Genomic DNA, 17,598 nt, shown 5'->3' with positions numbered 1-17,598 from the left:
ACGTGGACGCCGCGGCCGGCTACCAGCAGCGCACCTTCGACCTCTCGGCCTACGCGGGCCAGACGGTCACCGTGAAGTTCAACGGCGTCGAGGACTCCTCGCTGCAGACGAGCTTCGTGATCGACGACACCTCCGTCCAGACCGGCTGAACCCGGACCGGCTCCTGAGGGGCCGGTGAACCAGGACAGGTGAGGGGCCCGGCGGCCACGGCTGCCGGGCCCTTGCCGTGCCCGAACCAGCCCGAACCGTCCGCGGCCTGCAGAAACGTTACTGTCCTACGTCTTGACGGTGTCTCCCGGTCATCCTAGGTTCAGCGCTGCAAGTTTCCGGCAAGTTACAGAAACTTCCTGCAGGCTTCACCTCCGGCTGTCCCACCCCAGCCACCCCCAGGAGACGACGTGGTCACCACCGCCCCCACCCGCAGACCCGCCCGCGCAGCCGTCGCGCTCGCCGCCTCGGCCGCACTCGCGCTCTCGCTGGGCACCGCGCTCGGCGCGCCCGCCGCCCAGGCCTCCCCGCCCGCGAACAACGGCAAGGACGTCACCGCCACCCTCTTCGAGTGGCGCTTCGACTCGGTCGCCCAGGCCTGCACCTCGACGCTCGGCCCTAAGGGCTACGGCTTCGTCGAGGTCTCCCCGCCGCAGGAGCACATCCAGGGCCCGCAGTGGTGGACCTCCTACCAGCCGGTCAGCTACAAGATCGCCGGCCGGCTCGGCGACCGCACGTCGTTCAAGAACATGGTCGACACCTGCCACGCGGCCGGGGTCAAGGTGATCGCCGACGCGGTGGTCAACCACATGTCGGCCGGCTCCGGCACCGGCACCGGCGGCACCGCGTACACCAAGTACACCTACCCCGGCACCTACCAGGACCAGGACTTCCACTCCTGCCGCCAGGCGATCAGCAACTACCAGGACCGCTCCAACGTCCAGAACTGCGAGCTGGTGAACCTCGCCGACCTGGACACCGGCAGCTCCTACGTCCAGACCACCATCGCGCACTACCTGGACGACCTCGGCTCGCTCGGCGTGGACGGCTACCGGATCGACGCGGCCAAGCACATCGCCGCCGGCGACCTCGCCGCGATCAAGGCCAAGACGGCCAACCCCGGCGCCTACTGGGTCCAGGAGGTCATCTACGGCGCGGGCGAGCCGATCCAGCCGACCGAGTACACCGGCAACGGCGACGTGGACGAGTTCCGGGTCGGCACCGACCTCAAGCGCATCTTCACCACCGACAAGCTCGCCAACCTCAGCGGCTGGGGCGCCTCCTGGGGCTACCTGCCGAGCAACCAGGCGCGCAGCTTCCTCGACAACTGGGACACCGAGCGCAACGGCTCGACCCTCAACTACACCTACGGCAACACCTACACGCTGGCCAACGTCTTCCTGCTGGCCTCGACCTACGGCTCGCCCAACATCTACTCCGGCTACGCCTTCACCAACAAGGACGACGGCCCGCCGAACGGCGGCACCGTCAACGCCTGCTACCAGGACGGCTGGAACTGCACCCACGCCTGGCGGCAGGTCGCCAACATGGTCGGCTTCCGCAACGCCGTCGCGGGCACCGGGGTGACCGACTGGTGGTCCAACGGCAACAACGCGATCGCCTTCGGCCGCGGCAACAAGGGTTACGTCGCGATCAACCACGAGAGCGGCGCGATCACCCGGACCTTCCAGACCGGGCTGCCGGCCGGCACCTACTGCGACGTCCAGCACGGCGACCCGCAGCCGGGCGGCGGCTGCACCGGCCCGACCTACCAGGTCGGCACCAACGGGCAGTTCACCGCGACGGTCGGCGCGGGCGACGCGGTCGCGCTGTACGTCCAGCCGGGCGCGACCGCTTCCGGCGCCTCGTTCAACGTCAACGCGACCACCGCGTACGGGCAGAACGTCTACGTGGTCGGCGACGCCGCGGCGCTCGGCGGCTGGGACCCGGCGAAGGCACTGCCGCTCTCGTCCGCCGGCTACCCGGTCTGGTCGCTCGCGCTCTCGCTGCCGGCCGGCACCTCCGTCCAGTACAAGTACGTCCGCAAGGACGCGAACGGTGCGGTGACCTGGGAGTCCGGCGCCAACCGGACGGCGACCGTGCCCGCCGGCGGGACCGTCACGCTGAACGACACCTGGCGGCCGTAGGACCGCACCGCCCCTCCTCGGGAACCCCGTCGGTGCCGTCCGACGGGGTTCCCGCCGTACGGGGGGGGGGGGGGGGGGGGGGCCCCCCGGGGGGGGGGGGGGGGGGCCGGGGCCGGGGCCGGGGCTCCGGGGCCGGGGCGCCGGTCTCAGCCGCGCCCGATGTACGGCATCGCGGTCGCCATCACCGTGGCGAACTGCACATTGGCCTCCAGCGGCAGCGCGGCCATGTGCCGTACGGTCCGTGCGACGTCGGCCACGTCCATGGTCGGCTCGGGCGCGATCCGGCCGTCGGCCTGCCGGACACCCGCGCTCATCGCCGCCGTCATGTCGGTTGCCGCGTTGCCGATGTCGATCTGCCCGCAGGCGATCCGGTGGGAGCGCCCGTCCAGGGACAGCGACTTGGTCAGGCCGGTGATCGCGTGCTTGGTCGCGGTGTAGGCGATCGAGTGCGGGCGCGGGACGTGCGCCGAGATCGAGCCGTTGTTGATGATCCGGCCGCCCTGCGGGTCCTGGACCTTCATCTGCCGGAACGCCGCCCGGGCGCAGAGGAAGGCGCCGGTCAGGTTGAGGTCGACCACCGCCCTCCAGGCCTCGACCTCCAGCTCCTCCACCGGGACGGCCGGGCCGAAGCTGCCGGCGTTGTTGAACAGCAGGTCCACCCGGCCGTGCCGCTCGGAGGTCGTGGCGAACAGCGCGTCCACGGCGGCCGGGTCGGTGACGTCGGTCGGCACCACGTCGGCCGGGGCGCCGCAGAGCCGGGCGGTTCCGTGCAGCGGCTCGGCCCGCCGGCCGGCCAGCACCGGCAGCCAGCCGGCCGCGGCCAGCTCCACCGCCACGGCCCGGCCGACGCCGCTCCCGGCTCCGGTGACGACGGCGATCTGCTGGGGCATGGCGCTCTCCTCGGTGGTGGCGGCGGCGGTGTGGCGGTGGCGGTGGTGGTGGCGGTGGTGGTGGCGGTGGTGGCGGTGTTCCGGCCGGTCCCGGTCGGTCCCCCGGAGCGATCGTTGCGGCTGCCCCGGGCGGCTGTCACTGGTCGAAAGCGCCCAAAAACCGGCGCCAGGACCGGTTTGCGATCGGTGAATCCCGTCGTCCGGCCCCCGTCGTCCGACGGGGGTGGTGAAGGGTTTTACCTGATCGCGAACAAACATTGGATTTCCGGTGGCCGACGCGCAACCGGGCCGCCCCGGGCCACGTCATAAGATCGCAGGAAGACGCGCCCCCGCGAGGGACGGCGCGCCATCACCCGGGGGCCGTACCAGCATGGTGTTCCCGGGTCTGTCCGGCCCCACCGGGGGGCCGCCGCCCGGTCAGACGGACCGGGCGCGACATCGGTCGGAGAGTCCTCACCGTGCTTAGGCAGTCGTCCCGTTCCCGTGCCGTCCTGTCCGGCGCCGCCGTGCTCGCCCTGGCCGCCTCGCTCGCGGCCTGCGGGAGTTCCGGTGGTGGGAAGGGCGACAGCGCCAAGTCGGACGGCACCCCGGCCGCGACCGGCAGCGCGGCGGGCACCCCGACCGCGGGCGGCACCGGCTCGGGCACCCCGGCGCCCGCGGTCGGCAACGGCAAGGTGCTGATGCCGACCGGCCCGAACGCCAGCCTCGCCAAGTCCCGGGACACCGCCGCCGGACCGATCTTCCTGACCACCGTGACCGGCGCGAAGTCCGGTGTCTCCGGCAAGGTCTGGGTATGGCTGCCGCCCGAGTACAACGACCCCAAGTTCGCCAAGACCGGCTTCCCGGTGCTGACCCTCTTCGCGGGCGGCCAGAGCAACGGCTACAACACCTGGACCGACAACCAGCTGCCGATCCAGGAGGAGAACGAGCGGCTGGTCAAGGCCGGCAAGTCCCACCCGTTCATCATGATCATGCCGGTGCAGAACTTCAACGGCGACGAGAAGAACGCGCTGGACTGCTCCGACATCCCGGGCCAGCCCAAGATGGGCACCTGGATGGCCCAGGACATCCCGGACTTCGTCCGCGCCAACTTCCGCACCGTGCAGGGCCGCGACGGCTGGGGCGTGATGGGCGCCTCCACCGGCGGCTTCTGCAGCGCCAAGCTCGCCCTGCAGTACCCGGACGTCTACAAGGCCGCAGTGCCGATCGACGGCTACTTCATCCCGGACTCGCTCCTGTGGAAGGGCCACGACGCCGAGCGCGCGGCCAACAACCCCGACGTGCTGGTCGCCCAGGGCAAGGCCGACGTGAAGATGCTGGTCACCGCGGGCGGCGCCAACCCGTACGAGACCAAGGTGGTCAAGTCCTGGGTCGCCAAGGCCGCCCCGCCGGTGGGCATCGACTACTACGAGCAGCCCGGGGGCAAGCACCTCACCTCGGACTTCAAGAAGATGATCCCGGACACCCTGGAGTGGCTGACCAAGAACCTGGCGGGGCCGGCGGCCGACTGACGCCGCTCCGTCACCCACCACGGTTGCCGGGCCCCGGCGTCCCCGGCGTCACCGGCGTCACCGGCGTCCCCGCTGTCCGGCGGCCGTGGGCGGTCAGCGCGCCGTCGGCGTCCGGGAGGGCTTGGACGCCGACGAGGGCGAGGGAGGCCGCGGACTCGTCGACGGCCCGGGGGGCTTGGACCCGAGGGAAGGGTCCGCCCAGCCGTCCCGGACCGCTTCCAGGAACCCCGGTGCCTCGGCCAGTTGCATCAGCTCCAGCAGCGGCACCGTCACGTCCTCGGGCTGCGACCGCGCTTCGGCCCGGGCGAACAGCAGGACGTACACCAGGCCGCTCGTCGTCACGACCCGGACCTCGGCCTCCTGTCCGCGCGGGACGACCGTCAGCGGGTGCAGCAGCCAGACCACCGAGCCGTCCGCCAGCTTCGTGCCGAGGCAGTCCCGGCCCTCCGGGCTCATCGGACCCCAGGCGGTGGTGCGGGACTCGCACGGCGAGCTGGTGCCGCCGCGCTGTTGGGCGGGCCCGTCCAGGCTCCGGCTCATCGTGACCGTGCCGCCGTCCTTCCTGGTCAGCACGAAGGCGTCCGGCGTGGCGCCCCCGGCGACCCCGCCGATGTCCTCGGGCGGGTGGTCGCGCAGCAGGGCGAGCAGGCGTGCGCTGCCGACCGCGGACGCGCCCGGCGAGGCAGTGCCGCCGGTGGCCGTGACCGCCGAGGCGGTGCCCGGCGCGGCCGCGGTGTCCTGGACGGTTCCCGGTGCGGCCGTGCCGTCCGTCCCGGTGGCCGCCGGGGGCTGTGCGTCGGGCCGGCCCGACGCCGTCGACGGCAGGACGGGCCCGCTCGCCGCCGGGGCCAGCCCTCGGCCGGCCCGCTCCACCGGGGCCCTGCCGTGCACCGCCCAGCCCGCCGTGGCCAGCAGTCCCACCGCGAGCGCGGTGGCGACCGTCGCCAGCAGGTGACGTCGGCGGCGCATCCGCGTGCCCGAGCGGCGGACCTCCGGCAGCAGGCCCTGGGGAACCGCCGGCTCCGGCTGGTCCAGGACCTCTCGGAACAGCGCGCCCATGTCGTCGGCGTCGAACGCCGGATCGTCCCGGTTCAAAACCGCTCTCCTCTCGTCTCTCGCTCGTCCCGGGCGGCCCGTTCCGCCCGGGTGACCGGTTCCGGCGGCCCGGCCCGCGCGCACGACCGGGGCCGCCCGGCCCGGCCCGCGGGCCGGGCCGCGCTCAGCTCGCCGCGATCTCCCGCAGCGAGTCGCCGAGGATCACCCGCAGTTGGGCCAGTCCCCGGCTGGTGTTGGACTTCACGGTGCCGGTGCTCTGCCGCAGGGCCTCCGCCGTCGCCTCGACCGACTGGTCCTCCCAGAACCGCAGCACCAGCGTCGCCCGGTAGGCGGGGGAGACCTGCGCGAGCGCGGCCAGCAGGGCCAGCCGCCGCTCCGGGTCGGCCGGGGCATCGGCCCGCGGTCCGAACGCCGGCTCCGGCAGCTCCGACGCCGGCACCTCGTGCGAGCGGCGCAGCCGCCGGAGGTCGATGTAGGTGCGGACCAGTGTCGTCCGGGCGTACCCGGCCGCGGCCTCCGGATCGCGCAGCCGGTTCCAGCGCGAGTACAGCTTCACCAGCGTGGTCTGCGCGAGGTCCTCGGCGAGGTGCCAGTCGCCGCAGAGCAGGTAGCCGGTGCGGCGCAGCGCGGCGTAGCGGCTCGCCACGAACTCGTCGAACGACTGCTCCTGCTCCGGTGACATGCGGCCTCGCTGTTCCCCTGGACCCCCCGGCACGCGGTGTGCGCACCCTCACCCGGGTACACGGGTGGGGTGCCGCCGCGCGTTGCGTCCGCCCCCGTAAACGCGCTGACCTGCGCGTCAATCGGACATTGATTCGCTTCTGATCGACTGCGGGCACCTTGGCTGGGGTGGTCCTCACCGGCCGCCACCACCCGTCCTGCCCCAAGCCGTGAAGAGAGTGCCATGCCGATCCACCTGCTGCCCCAGCCCGCCCCCGCCGTTCCCGCGCAGGGTCAGCCCGGCGCCGATCCCCGGAGCGCCGACGCGCGCGGGCGGACCGCGGACGACGACCCGGCCACCGTGCGGTTCGCCGGACTGCGCTTGGTGCACGCCGCGCTGCGCCGGGACCTCGCCCGGCTGCCCAACGCGCTGCGCCTGCTCCAGCCCGACGAGGAGGACAAGGGCGAGGCGCTGCTGCGGCACTGGACCTTCATGACCGCGATGCTGACCTGCCACCACGAGCAGCAGGACACCCGGCTCTGGCCGATCGTTCGCCGCTTCGCGCCGGAGCTGCGGCTGCTGCTCAACTGGCTGGAGGCCGACCACCACAACCTGGACCACTCGTTCACCCGGGTCACCACCCTGGTCCGGATCGCCAGCCGGGACACCGGCAGCGCCTGGCCGGTGGCGTACGCGATGGAGGACCTGGCGGCCCGGCTGGAGACCCACCTGCGGATCGAGGAGCGCCAGTTGCTGCCCCGGATGGAGCGGGTGGTGGCCGACGGCTCCCGGCTCGGCGGGCTGGGCGAACTGCTGGACCTGCTGCGCGCGGCGGACGGTCCGGGCACGGCGGACGCGCTGGCCTGGCTGCTGGAGGGAGTGGAGCCGGCCGCGGTGGAGCGGCTGCTGGCCGAGTGCGACGACGACGTGGCCCGCAACTGGCCGCACTGGCAGGCCACCTACCAGCGCTGCACCGCGCCGCTGTGGGGGCCGGGCGAAGGGCCGGAGACCGGCCTGGGGATCATTGCCGACTGACCGTCGGCCGTTTTTGCGGGCCGTCGATCTACGCGCGTGGCATGGGCTGGTGGCATATGCTGACGGGGCGCCGGAAACCCCGTCGAGTGCGCAACTGCCCCTGACCCCTAGGGGATTCGACCCACCGCTCTCGGGGTTGGGCCGTCCGGCCGATCCGGGCTGCACCAGGGCGGGCCTCCCGCCGACGGCTGATGGCGGACCGTGTCCGGCCCGCTACCGTCGAGGACATGACCACAGCGAGCAGCACCGCCAAGGCCCACCGCACCAGCCTCCGGACCCGCTTCCGGTTCGGTTCGGCGATCCTCGCCGCGGGCGCCGTCCTGACCCTCGGCGCCGGACTGACCGCCTGTGAGGGCGGAGTGGCCCTCTGCCTCGACGACCACAAGTGCACCGTCGGCATCAAGACCGACGGCGCGGACGCCTCCAAGACCGTGAAGGTCTTCGGCGGCGACAACCCGATGAAGATGACGGTCGGCCACATCACCGACAACTCGGCCGAGGTGACGATCGGCGACAACAAGAAGACCGTCGACAAGGACGCCGAGACCGACGTCGGCACCGTCCGGGTCACCATCCGCAAGGCGGACAAGGGCGACCACTTCGCCGAGGTCCACGTCGAGCGCGACTGACCCCTCCCCGGCGCCCACCCGTCCGCACCCGCCACCCGCCACCCGGTTCCCTGCCGTCGTCGGGGCCGCCGAGGCCGTCGCGGCGCCGGAGTCGCCGCCAGGGCCGCCGGGGTCACCGCGCCCGCCCGGTGCTACCTTCCGCCGGTGACCTCTCTGCTGCAACCCCCGCTGATCACCCGGCTGCTGGCCGCCGAACGCATCCTGGTCGCCGGCGCCGGCGGCGGGTTCGACGTGTACGCCGGGCTGCCGATCGCCCTCGCCCTGCGCGCCGCGGGCAAGGAGGTGCACCTGGCCAACCTCTCCTTCACCCACCTCTACGGCCTGCCCCTCGACGTCTGGGCGGAGCCCGACGTGGCCATGATCCGGCCGGACACCCCGGCACCCGAGGGCTACTTCCCGGAGCGCACGCTGGCCCGCTGGCTGAACCTCCACGGCATGCCCGACACCGTGTGGGCCTTCCCGTCGGTGGGCGTGCAGCCGCTGCGCGACGGCTACCGCGCGCTCGTGGCCCGACTGGGCATCGACGCCGTCCTGCTGGTGGACGGCGGCACCGACATCCTGATGCGCGGCGACGAGGTCGGACTCGGCACCCCTGAGGAGGACATGGCCAGCCTGGCGGCGGTGGCCGGGCTGCAGGAGGTGCCCGAGCGGCTGGTCGCCTGCCTGGGCTTCGGCATCGACGCCCACCACGGCGTCAACCACACGTTGGTGCTGGAGAACCTCGCCGCGCTGGGCCGGGCCGGCGGCTACCTCGGCGCCTTCTCCATCCCGCGCGACAGCCGGGAGGCGGTGCTCTACCTGGACGCCGTCGAGCACGCCCGGGCCGCCTTCCCCGAGCACCCCAGCATCGTCAACGGCTCGGTGGCGGCGGCCCTGCGCGGCGAGTTCGGCGACGTCCGGTTCACCGAGCGGACCAAGGGCAGCGAGCTGTTCGTCAATCCGCTGATGGCGATGTACTTCGGCGTCACGGTCGAGGCGCTCGCCGCGGAGAACCGCTACCTGGACCGGTTGGAGCGCACGGTGGTGATGCGTCAGATCGCGACCGTCATCGCGGAGTTCCAGGACGAGCTGCCGCGGCAGCGGCCGCCCCGGCAGTTCCCGCACTGACCGGGCCGCCCGCCCCCGGGGCCCGGGCGGGCGGGGTCCTCAGAGCGCGGCGAGCCGGAACTCCAGGTTCCCGAACCGCACCTGGTCGCCCGGCTGGACCCGGACGCCGCCCGCGATCCGGCGCCCGTTGACGTGCGTGCCGTTGGTCGAGCCGAGGTCGTACAGCACCCAGCCGCCGTCCTCGTGCCGGAGTTCGGCGTGGTTCCGGGAGACCGAGGCGTCGTGCAGCCGCAGCCCCGAGCCGGGGATCCGGCCGATGGTCAGCAGCCCGGCGCCGGCCTGCGGCAGGCTCAGCCCGGGCAGCCGCTCGGTGCGCCAGGCCCGGTTGATCCGGTCGCCGAAGCCGGAGACCCGGCCGACCGTGCGCAGCACGAAGCGCTCGACCGGCCCGCCGGTCGGCAGCCCGTCCACCGCCGCGTCCAACTCGCCCCGGCTGGTGGCCTGCAGGACGATGTCCATCCGGCCGAGGAAGGTGTCGTGCGAGAGCCGACCGCTGCCGGCGCCGTCCTTCAGGGCCCCGAGCGCCAGCTCCCGCTCGGCGTCGGAGGGCCGGACCCGGCCGGTGGGGAGCTCAGGAGGCGTCATGGCCGAATTGTCGGCGCGGCCGACTCGGGCTGTCCAGATCGAGCCCTGCCCGGGCACGTGGTTCGTACGTCACGGGAGTCCAGACGCCCCGCCCGGCCACGCGGTTCCGTGCCCTCCGCGCAGGCCGCACGGGCCGTCAGGCCTTGCGGGCGGCCGCCAGGATCTTCTCGGTGGTGTGCAGGAACCGGGAGGTGACCGAGCCCCGGTACGCCTTGCCGAACATCTCCTTGGTGACCCACTTGCCGTTCTGCAGGTGGATCACGATGTACGCGACCCCGGGGTCGGCGCCGAGCACCTCGAAGTCGCCCTTCGGCGAGCGGTGCGGACGGGCGAGCTCCGCGGGCAGCGGCTCGGAGAGGAAGGCGACGACCAGCCGGACGTCCGGTGTCGCCTCGACGCCCCGGAACGGTTCGGCGGCGAGCAGTTCGGCGACCTCCTCCACCGTTCGCAGCATCACCGGCACCGGGTAGCCGAGCGACTGCTCCAGGTGCTCCTCGATCCGCCCGGTCAGCGCGGCGCGGTCGGACCGGCCGGCGGGGCCTTCGGTGGTGAAGAAGACGTTGCCGCTCTGGATGTACGAGCGGACGTTCCCCAGGCCCAGCTCGGCGAAGAGCGCCCGCAGCCGCTCCATCGTCACCGTCCGGCCGCCGACGTTGATGGCCCGCAGGAACGCGATGTACGTGGTCGTGGTGGTCACCCCGCCAGTGTGGCACCGGCCTGTGACAGCGACCCGTGAGCGACGACGGTCCGTGAGCGGTGGCGCCCCGGGCCCGACGGCGGTCCGGGGCCGGCGGCGGCCCGGGACCCCGGCCCCGCGCGGACGGCGGTTGTCAGTGCCGGGTGCCAGACTGGCGGCATGGCTACCTGGCAGGATTTCGAGGAGCAGGCCCCGGACCTCGCACCCCTGGTGAGGGCCCGGTTCGAGGCCAACAAGCACCACGTCCTGGCGACGCTGCGCAAGGACGGTTCGCCCCGGGTCAGCGGGACGGAGGTCGACTTCGTCGGCGACGACCTGTGGATCGGGTCGATGTACGGGGCGGTCAAGGCGCGCGACCTCCAGCGCGACGCCCGCTTCGCGCTGCACGCGCACCCGGGGGACGAGACCATGGCCGGCGGGGACTCCAAGGTCTCCGGCCGGGCGGTCGAGATCACCGACGAGACGGAACTCGCCGCGTTCGCCGCCGATCTGCCCGAGCCGCCGCCCACCCCGTTCCACGCCTTCCGGCTGGAGCTCGACCAGGTGGTGCACACCGCCGTCGAGGGCGAGCACCTGTTCGTCCGCAACTGGCACCCGGGCCGGCCGGTGGAGACGATCCAGCTCCACTGACCGGCCGGCCGACGGGCCTCAGGGCAGGACGGACTTGAGGGCTCAGGGCAGGACGGACTTGAGGGCCTCGGGGGTGCGGGCCACCACGGCGTGCCCGTCGTCCGCGGTGATGATCGGGCGCTGGATCAGGATCGGGTGCTCGGCCATCGCCGCGATCCAGCGGGCCCGGTCACCCGCCTCCCGGGGCCAGTCCTTCATGCCCAGGTCCTTCGCGGCCTGCTCGTCGGTGCGGGTGATGTCCCACGGCTCCAGGCCCAGGCGCTCCAGCACCTCCTCCAGCTCGGCCACGGTCGGCGGCTCCTCCAGGTAGCGCCGCACCGTGTACTCGACGCCGGCGTCGGACAGCTCGCCGAGCGCCGTCCGGCACTTGCCGCAGCGCGGGTTGATCCAGATCTCCATGCCGCCAGCCTACCGAGCCGCCGCGCCCGGCCCGGGACCCGCCGCAGCACGCCTGCGGGCAGCGGACCGTCCCGGGCGGGAACTCCCGCGTGCCCACCGGTGGTTCACGGACCAGGACGGTTGATCTCGGAGCCCCGGCATCGCGGGAGCCCGGGATCCCGGGAGCTCGGGAGGGGACGACCGCATGGACGGTGCGACGATCATCGATCTGCTGGCGGAGACCGGGGTCAAGTCCGACCCGTACCCGCTGTACGCGAGGGCGCGGGAGGTGGGACCGGTGGTCCCGGCCGGGGACGGGCGCTTCGTGGTGACCGGCTACGCGGCGGTCAACAAGGTGCTGCGCGCACCCGCCTTCGGCGTCGCCACCGCCGACATGATGGCGGGGGTGGCCCCGGACTTCCTCGCGCACTCCTCGCTCGCCCTCTTCGGCCGTTCGATCCTCCAGCGCAACGCCCCCGACCAGCCGCGGGTCCGCTCGCTGATCGCCTCGGTGTTCACCGCCCGCCGGGTCGCGGCGCTGCGCCCCGCGGTGGAGGCCGCGGTGGCCCGGCTGCTCGACGGGATGGCCGAGCAGGGCGCCGACGGGTCGCCGGTGGACTTCATGGAGGCCTTCGCCTTCCGGCTGCCGGTCGGGGTGATCTGCGAGCTGCTCGGCGTCCCGGAGCGGGACCGCTACCGCTTCCGCGACCTCGCCTCCGACCTCACCGCCGTCCTGGAGCTCAGCGGGGACCTCGGCGAACTGGCCGAGGCCGACCGGGCCGCGGACGAGCTGTCCGGGTACTTCACCGAGCTGGCCGCCGAGCGGCTGGCCCGCCCGCAGGACGACCTGGTCAGCGACCTGGCCCGGATCGCCGCCGAGGACGGCGGGCCGCTCTCCGCCGAGGAACTGCTGGCCAACCTGGTCCTGCTGCTGGTGGCCGGCTTCGAGACCACCACCAACCTGCTCGGCAACGGCCTGTCCCTGCTGTTCCGCCACCCCGGTGCGGCCGCCGGGCTGCGCAGCGGTGCGGTCACCCCGGCCGGCTTCACCGACGAGGTGCTGCGCTTCGACTCCCCGGTGCAGGCCACCGGCCGGGTCGCCCTGGAGGAGGGCCTGAGCGTCGAGGGACTGCCCACTCCGGTCGGCAGCGAGGTGACCCTGCTGATCGGCGCCGCCAACCGGGACCCGGCCCGCTACGAGCGCCCCGAGGTGTTCGACCCGACCCGCACCGACAGCCAGCCGCTCAGCTTCGGCGGCGGTCAGCACTTCTGCCTCGGCTCCCTGCTGGCCCGGCTGGAGGCGGAGGTCGCGGTGCCGGCGCTGCTCGACCGCTTCCCGCGGCTCGCCCCGGGCGGCGTCGCCACCCGGCGGGACCGCCTGGTCCTGCGGGGCTACGAGGCCCTGCCGGTGACCGTGCGCTGACCGGGCGGCCGGTGCCCGGCCCGGTTTCGTCCGGTTTCATCCGGTCTCGCCCGATCCCGCCCCGCTTCCCCCCGGCCCGGGAGGACGGGACGTTCGGCCGTTCGTGACTGGGCCGTTCGTGGGAGAGCATGGAGGGACGAAACCGGCCATTCCGGACCGATCTCCGATCCTCCGGGAGTGGCCACCGGCCTGGAGGTCCCGCCGTGCCCACAGCACCCCGCCCGTCGCGCCCTGCCGCGCTGGAGCCCCGGGTGCCGAGGTGGGTGCCGTGGCTCCCGGTCGTCCTGCTGGTGCTGGACCTGATCGCCGAGGCCGTCGTCCCGGACGCCGTCGCGGCCGGCTTCCTGCTGACCGCGCTGCCCGTGGTGGCCGCGTTCAGTTACGGCCCGGTGCTGACCGCCACCGCCACCGTCGGCTCCCTGGCGCTCCAGTTGGTCCTGGCCCTGCGCGCCGGCCACATCAACGAGCAGCACCACGTCTGGGTCTACATCGCCACCCTGCTCTCCGGCGTGATGGGCACCGCCCTGTCGTGGCAGCGCACCCGGCAGAACCGCAACCTGCTGCAGGCCCGTACGGTCGCCGAGACCCTGCAGCGCACCGTGCTGCGGCCGGTGCCCGAGCGGGCCGGCGGGCTGCGGGTGGCCGGTCTCTACCGCCCGGCCCAGGCGGACGTGCTGGTCGGCGGCGACCTGTACGAGGTGTGCGACACCCAATTCGGGGTCCGGGTGCTGCTCGGCGACGTCCGGGGCAAGGGCCTCGGCGCGGTCCGGACGGTCGCCGACGTCCTGGGCGCCTTCCGGGCGGCGGCGTACGACACCCCGGGGCTGGTCGAGCTCGCCGACCAGCTGGACCGCGCCGTCCTGCGTGATGCCGCCGACCGCGGGGACGACGAGCTCTTCGCCACGGCCGTCCTGCTGCAGTACCGTCCGGGCTCCGACTGCGTGGAGATCGTCAACCGCGGCCACACCATCCCGCTGCTGCTCACCGGCGGCCCGATCCGCCCGGTGCCCTGCGCGGACGAGCTCCCGCTGGGCCTCGGCCACCTCGGGCCCGCCGAGGAACGGGGCAAACCGACCGCGGTCGCCCTGCCCGCGGGCCACACCGTGCTGCTGTACACCGACGGGGTCAGCGAGGCCCGGGACGCCGGCGGCGTCTTCTACCCGCTGGCCCCCCGCCTCGCCGCGCTCGGCACCACCGCGCCCGACCGGGTGGTCTCCTTCCTGGCCGAGGACGTCCACCGGTACGCGGGCCTGCTCGCCGACGACCTCGCCGTCCTCGCCCTCACCCCGGACGGCCCGTAGCCCCGGTGCCCGGCCCTGTGGCGGCCCGACCACCGGGGCCGCACCATGGTCAACACCCTCGGTAGTCCGGAAGGGAACCAGCGCCATGAACGAGCCGACCGCAGAGTCGAACGGCCGCACCCGACTGGCCTACATCCTCGGCGTCCCGCTCGCCGACGACGTCGAACGTCAGTGGCCGCAGATGGGCGAGGTGGTCCGCACCAGCAGGCTCGTCGGCGAAGTCGAAGGGAACTTCCCCGGACTGACCCTCGCCGTGGGCCGCCGCCTGCGCCTGAGCGAGGACGTGATCGTCGTCGAATGGACCTGCGACTACGGTGACGGCCGGCTCTACCGCAACGTCAGCATCGCGGAGCTGCGGGACGGCGAGGCGGTCCGCGTCACCGACTACTGGGGCGAGCCGACCACCACCCCGAAGTGGCGTCGGCCGTTGACCGACCGGTTGGACATGCCCGCGGACGGAATCTGGCCCGACGGACAACATCTCGGTCACCACTGATCCGAACGGCCCACACCGTTCGGCATGCCTCACTCTGCGTCCTGTACCGCTTCGCCGCATCCCCCGTGCGAGCTACCGGCACCGTCCGCCGACGGGTGATTCGCGGTGCACGCCGTCTTCCTAGCGTTGTCGGTGGCCGCCACGGGTGCGGCCGGGACGACTGGCCAGGGGAGGCCGCCATGAGCTCGACATCCACCGAGGTCCATGACGCAGGGACCGCAGGGACCGCAGAGACCGCACGGACCGACCGCCGTTCGACCGGCGGGGGCCGGTTCGGCCGGATCGCCCGTTCACCGCTCGCCTGGGCGGTCACCGGCTTCGTCGGCGTCACCCTGGTCGCGGGGGCGACCGCGACCGCCCCGGGCCCGCTGCCGGCGGTGGGCGCGGCCCTGGCGCTGGGCGTGTACCGGGTGGTCATGCGCCGCCAGGCCCGCCGTGCGACGCCGGAGATCGCGCGGCGTGGTGCGGTACGGGAGTGGCTGCTGGGCGCGGGGATCGGCCTGGGCTTCCTGCTCTCCTCGATCCTCCTGATCACGCTGTTCGGGGGCTTCTCGTTCTCCTGGGCCGGGAACGGCGTCTCCGTGGTGGTGTCCGCGGTGATCACCATCGCCGGTGGGGCGCTGACCGAGGAGCTGACGTTCCGCGGTCTGGCGCTGCAGGCGCTGGAGCAGCGGTGGGGCGGGCGCGCGGCCGTCGCGATCACCTCGCTGTTCTTCGGCTTCGCCCACTTCTTCAACCCGGGCGCGACCGTCTGGAGCGCCCTGGCGATCGCCCTGGAGGCGGGCGTGCTGCTCGGCGTGGCTTTCCTGTGGCGGCGCAACCTCTGGTTCGTGTTCGGACTGCACTTCGCGTGGAACCTCGTCCAGCAGCTGTTCGGGATCGCGGTGTCCGGGCACGTGGTGCAGGGTCTGCTGGTCACGCACGCGCACGGTCCGGCCTGGCTGACGGGTGGCGTCTTCGGGCTGGAGGCTTCGGTGGTCCCGGTGCTGATCAGTTTCGGGCTCAGCGTCGGGATGCTGACCATGGCCCGCAAGGGCACGGGCCTCGCGCCGGTGGCGGCTGCCGCACACTGAGTGCCGGGCGCGGCGACGGAACGAAGCGGCCGGACGAAGGCGAGGGACGGGTGTCGGTGGGGAAGACCCTCTGGAGGCCGCTGGTGCGGGGGCCGCTCGGCTGGTGGAAGTCGCGCGACGGTGTCGTCGAGGACGCGGTGCTCGCGCTGGTGCTCACCGGGCTGGCGTTCGTGCCGACGCTGTCGAAGATCGGTGCGCAGATCGGTGACCTGCCCGGGCGTCGGGCCGACGCGCTGGCCGTCGTGCTGGCTTCGGCGCAGACCCTGCCGCTCGTGCTGCGCCGCCGGTCGCCGGCCCTGTGTCTCGCGGTCGTCGGCGCAGCGTTCGCGGTGGACCAGGCACTGGGCTACCCGACGACGTTCGGCAGTCTGGGGCTCTATGTCGCCCTGTACTCGGCCGGGGCTGGACGAACCCGCTTCCGCCGGGCGGTGGCGGGCGCGGCCAGTGCGGGTTACGTGGTGCTGGCGGTGGTGCTGCACGGCCGCGGCTCGCCTCAGGGCGTCTCGGACTACCTGGCGTTCTACGCGAGTCTGGTGGCCCTCTGGCTGGTGGGGAACTCGATGAGGAGGCGACGGATGGCGGAGGAGGAGCGGCAGCGGCTGGCGGCCGAGGCGGCAACGGCCGCCGAGCGGGCCCGGATCGCCCGCGAGCTGCACGACGTGGTGACCCACCACGTCACCGCGATGGTGGTCCAGGCCGACGCCGCGCAGTTCGTCCTGGCCTCCGCGCCCGAGCGGGTCGCCGAGGGATTGACGGCGGTCAGCGGCACGGGCCGCCGGGCGTTGTCGGAGCTGCGGCAGTTGCTCGGCGTGCTGGAGGCGACCGGCGAGTCCGCGACCGCGGACCGGGGGCCCGCGTTGGGCCGGGTGACGGACCTGGTCGAACAGGCCCGGATGGCGGGGCAGCCCGTCGAGTTCGCCGAGCACGGCGAGCGGCGACCGCAGGCCGTCGACGTGGAGCTGGCCTGTTACCGCGTGGTGCAGGAGGCCCTGACCAACGCGCTGAAGTACGCGTCCGGTCGACGGACGGTCGTCCTGGTCAGGCACGGAGCGGAGGGGGTCGAGATCGAGGTGACCACCGTCGCCCCCGAGCCGTCGGCCCCGGCCACGCCGCCCCCGGTTCCGGCGGGCGGACGCGGACTGGCGGGCCTGCGCGAACGGCTGCGCATGCTCGATGGTGAACTGGTGACCGGCCCCGGACCCGACGGCACCTTCGCGGTCCGTGCCCTGATCCCGTCCAAGCCTGTTCAGGAATGACACCATGAGCGATGCGCCGATCCGGGTGCTGGTCTGCGACGACCAGGCACTCGTCCGTACCGGGTACGTCACCATCTTCTCCGCGCAGCCCGACATGGAGGTCGTCGGCGAGGCCGGGAACGGGCACGAGGCGGTGTCGGCCGCACAGCGCCTGCACCCCGACGTCGTCGTGATGGACATCCGGATGCCCCTGCTCGACGGCATCGAGGCCACCCGGAAGCTGGCCGGCCCCGACGTGGTCGAACCGCCGAAGGTCCTGGTCGTCACCACCTTCAACGTGGATGCCTACGTCTACGACGCGTTCCGCGCCGGCGCCAGCGGCTTCCTCCTCAAGGACTCGCCGCCCGCCGAACTCGTCGCCGGCATCCGCACCGTCGCCCGCGGCGAGGCCCTCCTCGCCCCCACCGTCACCCGCCACCTCATCGGCCGGTTCGCCGAACGGCTGCGCCCGGCCGACACCGCCCGGCCGGGCAGGGAGGACCTGGTCAGGGCGCTGACCGCCCGTGAACTGGAGGTGCTCGAACTGATCGCGGAGGGCCTGTCGAACGCGGAGATCGCCGCCGCGCTCTTCATCTCCCCCGAGACGGTCAAGACCTACGTCTCGCGGATCCTCACCAAACTCGGCCTGCGCGACCGCGTCCAGGCCGTCGTCCTCGCCTACCGGGTGGGGCTGGTGACCGCCGCCGACTGAACCGCCCCCGACACGCACGACTGCCCGGCACACCGGAAGTGTGC

General features: G+C 73.4%; 18 protein-coding genes. 12 read left to right on the top strand and 6 right to left on the bottom strand.

Annotation, left to right across the window (positions count from 1 at the left end; genetic code table 11):
* The first annotated feature begins 398 nt into the window (after window positions 1-398).
* Complete coding sequence (locus tag ACIGG8_RS13440; protein ID WP_396547751.1) at window positions 399-2,135, top strand: carbohydrate-binding module family 20 domain-containing protein; 1,737 nt, start codon at window positions 399-401, stop codon at window positions 2,133-2,135.
* Window positions 2,136-2,281: 146 nt separating this feature from the next.
* Here ACIGG8_RS13440 and ACIGG8_RS13435 read toward each other — a convergent pair whose 3' ends face one another.
* Window positions 2,282-3,025 carry an SDR family oxidoreductase gene (locus tag ACIGG8_RS13435; RefSeq protein WP_396547749.1) on the bottom strand — a complete coding sequence of 248 codons (744 nt, stop codon included), beginning with the start codon at window positions 3,023-3,025 and terminating at the stop codon, window positions 2,282-2,284.
* A 458-nt stretch (window positions 3,026-3,483) separates the two neighbouring features.
* Between ACIGG8_RS13435 and ACIGG8_RS13430 the strand changes: the two genes are divergently transcribed.
* Window positions 3,484-4,536 carry an alpha/beta hydrolase gene (locus tag ACIGG8_RS13430; protein WP_396547747.1) on the top strand — a complete coding sequence of 351 codons (1,053 nt, stop codon included), beginning with the start codon at window positions 3,484-3,486 and terminating at the stop codon, window positions 4,534-4,536.
* Between the two features lie 93 nt (window positions 4,537-4,629).
* On the opposite strand, the gene ACIGG8_RS13425 is transcribed toward ACIGG8_RS13430, so the two are convergent.
* Both ACIGG8_RS13425 and ACIGG8_RS13420 read right to left on the bottom strand, forming a co-directional pair.
* Window positions 4,630-5,631: a hypothetical protein gene (locus ACIGG8_RS13425; protein WP_396547746.1), complete on the bottom strand. Its 1,002-nt coding sequence runs from the start codon at window positions 5,629-5,631 to the stop codon at window positions 4,630-4,632.
* 124 nt (window positions 5,632-5,755) lie between these two features.
* Complete coding sequence (locus ACIGG8_RS13420) at window positions 5,756-6,274, bottom strand: SigE family RNA polymerase sigma factor (protein WP_396547744.1); 519 nt, start codon at window positions 6,272-6,274, stop codon at window positions 5,756-5,758.
* Window positions 6,275-6,496: 222 nt separating this feature from the next.
* On the opposite strand from ACIGG8_RS13420, the gene ACIGG8_RS13415 reads away from it, so the two are divergent.
* The 3 genes from ACIGG8_RS13415 (at window position 6,497) to ACIGG8_RS13405 (ending at window position 9,024) form a co-directional block, all read left to right on the top strand.
* On the top strand, window positions 6,497-7,288 hold the full coding sequence (locus ACIGG8_RS13415; RefSeq protein ID WP_396547742.1) for a hemerythrin domain-containing protein: 792 nt from the start codon (window positions 6,497-6,499) through the stop codon (window positions 7,286-7,288).
* A 227-nt stretch (window positions 7,289-7,515) separates the two neighbouring features.
* Window positions 7,516-7,917, top strand: a complete 402-nt coding sequence (locus ACIGG8_RS13410) for a hypothetical protein (protein WP_396547740.1) — start codon at window positions 7,516-7,518, stop codon at window positions 7,915-7,917.
* Window positions 7,918-8,061: 144 nt separating this feature from the next.
* On the top strand, window positions 8,062-9,024 hold the full coding sequence (locus ACIGG8_RS13405) for a DUF1152 domain-containing protein (protein WP_396547738.1): 963 nt from the start codon (window positions 8,062-8,064) through the stop codon (window positions 9,022-9,024).
* Window positions 9,025-9,063: 39 nt separating this feature from the next.
* On the opposite strand, the gene ACIGG8_RS13400 is transcribed toward ACIGG8_RS13405, so the two are convergent.
* Window positions 9,064-9,609, bottom strand: coding sequence for an FHA domain-containing protein (locus tag ACIGG8_RS13400; RefSeq protein WP_396547736.1), 546 nt, complete (start codon window positions 9,607-9,609; stop codon window positions 9,064-9,066).
* Between the two features lie 136 nt (window positions 9,610-9,745).
* Entirely contained in the window at window positions 9,746-10,306 is a 561-nt protein-coding gene (locus ACIGG8_RS13395) for a DUF1697 domain-containing protein (protein WP_396547734.1), read from the bottom strand.
* Between the two features lie 159 nt (window positions 10,307-10,465).
* Between ACIGG8_RS13395 and ACIGG8_RS13390 the strand changes: the two genes are divergently transcribed.
* Entirely contained in the window at window positions 10,466-10,936 is a 471-nt protein-coding gene (locus tag ACIGG8_RS13390) for a pyridoxamine 5'-phosphate oxidase family protein (protein ID WP_396547732.1), read from the top strand.
* A gap of 42 nt (window positions 10,937-10,978) precedes the next feature.
* On the opposite strand, the gene ACIGG8_RS13385 is transcribed toward ACIGG8_RS13390, so the two are convergent.
* The gene (locus tag ACIGG8_RS13385; RefSeq protein WP_396547730.1) at window positions 10,979-11,335 is read right to left on the bottom strand and encodes an arsenate reductase family protein; all 357 of its coding nucleotides are present in this window, start codon (window positions 11,333-11,335) and stop codon (window positions 10,979-10,981) included.
* Between the two features lie 184 nt (window positions 11,336-11,519).
* Between ACIGG8_RS13385 and ACIGG8_RS13380 the strand changes: the two genes are divergently transcribed.
* The 6 genes from ACIGG8_RS13380 (at window position 11,520) to ACIGG8_RS13355 (ending at window position 17,554) form a co-directional block, all read left to right on the top strand.
* On the top strand, window positions 11,520-12,737 hold the full coding sequence (locus ACIGG8_RS13380; RefSeq protein WP_396547728.1) for a cytochrome P450: 1,218 nt from the start codon (window positions 11,520-11,522) through the stop codon (window positions 12,735-12,737).
* A gap of 203 nt (window positions 12,738-12,940) precedes the next feature.
* Window positions 12,941-14,038: a PP2C family protein-serine/threonine phosphatase gene (locus ACIGG8_RS13375; protein WP_396547726.1), complete on the top strand. Its 1,098-nt coding sequence runs from the start codon at window positions 12,941-12,943 to the stop codon at window positions 14,036-14,038.
* An 85-nt stretch (window positions 14,039-14,123) separates the two neighbouring features.
* Complete coding sequence (locus ACIGG8_RS13370; RefSeq protein WP_396547724.1) at window positions 14,124-14,534, top strand: hypothetical protein; 411 nt, start codon at window positions 14,124-14,126, stop codon at window positions 14,532-14,534.
* Between the two features lie 179 nt (window positions 14,535-14,713).
* A complete protein-coding gene (locus tag ACIGG8_RS13365; protein ID WP_396547722.1) occupies window positions 14,714-15,607 on the top strand; it encodes a lysostaphin resistance A-like protein in 894 nt (297 codons plus the stop codon).
* Window positions 15,608-15,663: 56 nt separating this feature from the next.
* Window positions 15,664-16,863 (top strand): sensor histidine kinase, encoded by a 1,200-nt coding sequence (locus ACIGG8_RS13360; RefSeq protein ID WP_396547720.1) that lies wholly within the window; start codon window positions 15,664-15,666, stop codon window positions 16,861-16,863.
* A gap of 4 nt (window positions 16,864-16,867) precedes the next feature.
* Window positions 16,868-17,554: a response regulator gene (locus ACIGG8_RS13355; protein WP_396547718.1), complete on the top strand. Its 687-nt coding sequence runs from the start codon at window positions 16,868-16,870 to the stop codon at window positions 17,552-17,554.
* The last annotated feature ends 44 nt before the right edge of the window (window positions 17,555-17,598 follow it).

The sequence above is a fragment of the Kitasatospora sp. NPDC085464 genome (genome assembly GCF_044541955.1).
Classification (GTDB): domain Bacteria; phylum Actinomycetota; class Actinomycetes; order Streptomycetales; family Streptomycetaceae; genus Kitasatospora.
This window is presented reverse-complemented; position numbering and strand designations above follow the sequence as displayed.

What these genes read in the sequence shown, in the direction of transcription:
- ACIGG8_RS13410 (WP_396547740.1), top strand. Translation starts at nt 7,516, where the DNA reads ATGACCACAGCGAGCAGCACCGCCAAGGCCCACCGCACCAGCCTCCGG.
- ACIGG8_RS13355 (WP_396547718.1), top strand. Translation starts at nt 16,868, where the DNA reads ATGAGCGATGCGCCGATCCGGGTGCTGGTCTGCGACGACCAGGCACTC.
- ACIGG8_RS13390 (WP_396547732.1), top strand. Translation starts at nt 10,466, where the DNA reads ATGGCTACCTGGCAGGATTTCGAGGAGCAGGCCCCGGACCTCGCACCC.
- ACIGG8_RS13400 (WP_396547736.1), bottom strand. Translation starts at nt 9,609, where the DNA reads ATGACGCCTCCTGAGCTCCCCACCGGCCGGGTCCGGCCCTCCGACGCC.
- ACIGG8_RS13385 (WP_396547730.1), bottom strand. Translation starts at nt 11,335, where the DNA reads ATGGAGATCTGGATCAACCCGCGCTGCGGCAAGTGCCGGACGGCGCTC.
- ACIGG8_RS13415 (WP_396547742.1), top strand. Translation starts at nt 6,497, where the DNA reads ATGCCGATCCACCTGCTGCCCCAGCCCGCCCCCGCCGTTCCCGCGCAG.
- ACIGG8_RS13380 (WP_396547728.1), top strand. Translation starts at nt 11,520, where the DNA reads ATGGACGGTGCGACGATCATCGATCTGCTGGCGGAGACCGGGGTCAAG.
- ACIGG8_RS13365 (WP_396547722.1), top strand. Translation starts at nt 14,714, where the DNA reads ATGAGCTCGACATCCACCGAGGTCCATGACGCAGGGACCGCAGGGACC.
- ACIGG8_RS13370 (WP_396547724.1), top strand. Translation starts at nt 14,124, where the DNA reads ATGAACGAGCCGACCGCAGAGTCGAACGGCCGCACCCGACTGGCCTAC.
- ACIGG8_RS13435 (WP_396547749.1), bottom strand. Translation starts at nt 3,025, where the DNA reads ATGCCCCAGCAGATCGCCGTCGTCACCGGAGCCGGGAGCGGCGTCGGC.
- ACIGG8_RS13420 (WP_396547744.1), bottom strand. Translation starts at nt 6,274, where the DNA reads ATGTCACCGGAGCAGGAGCAGTCGTTCGACGAGTTCGTGGCGAGCCGC.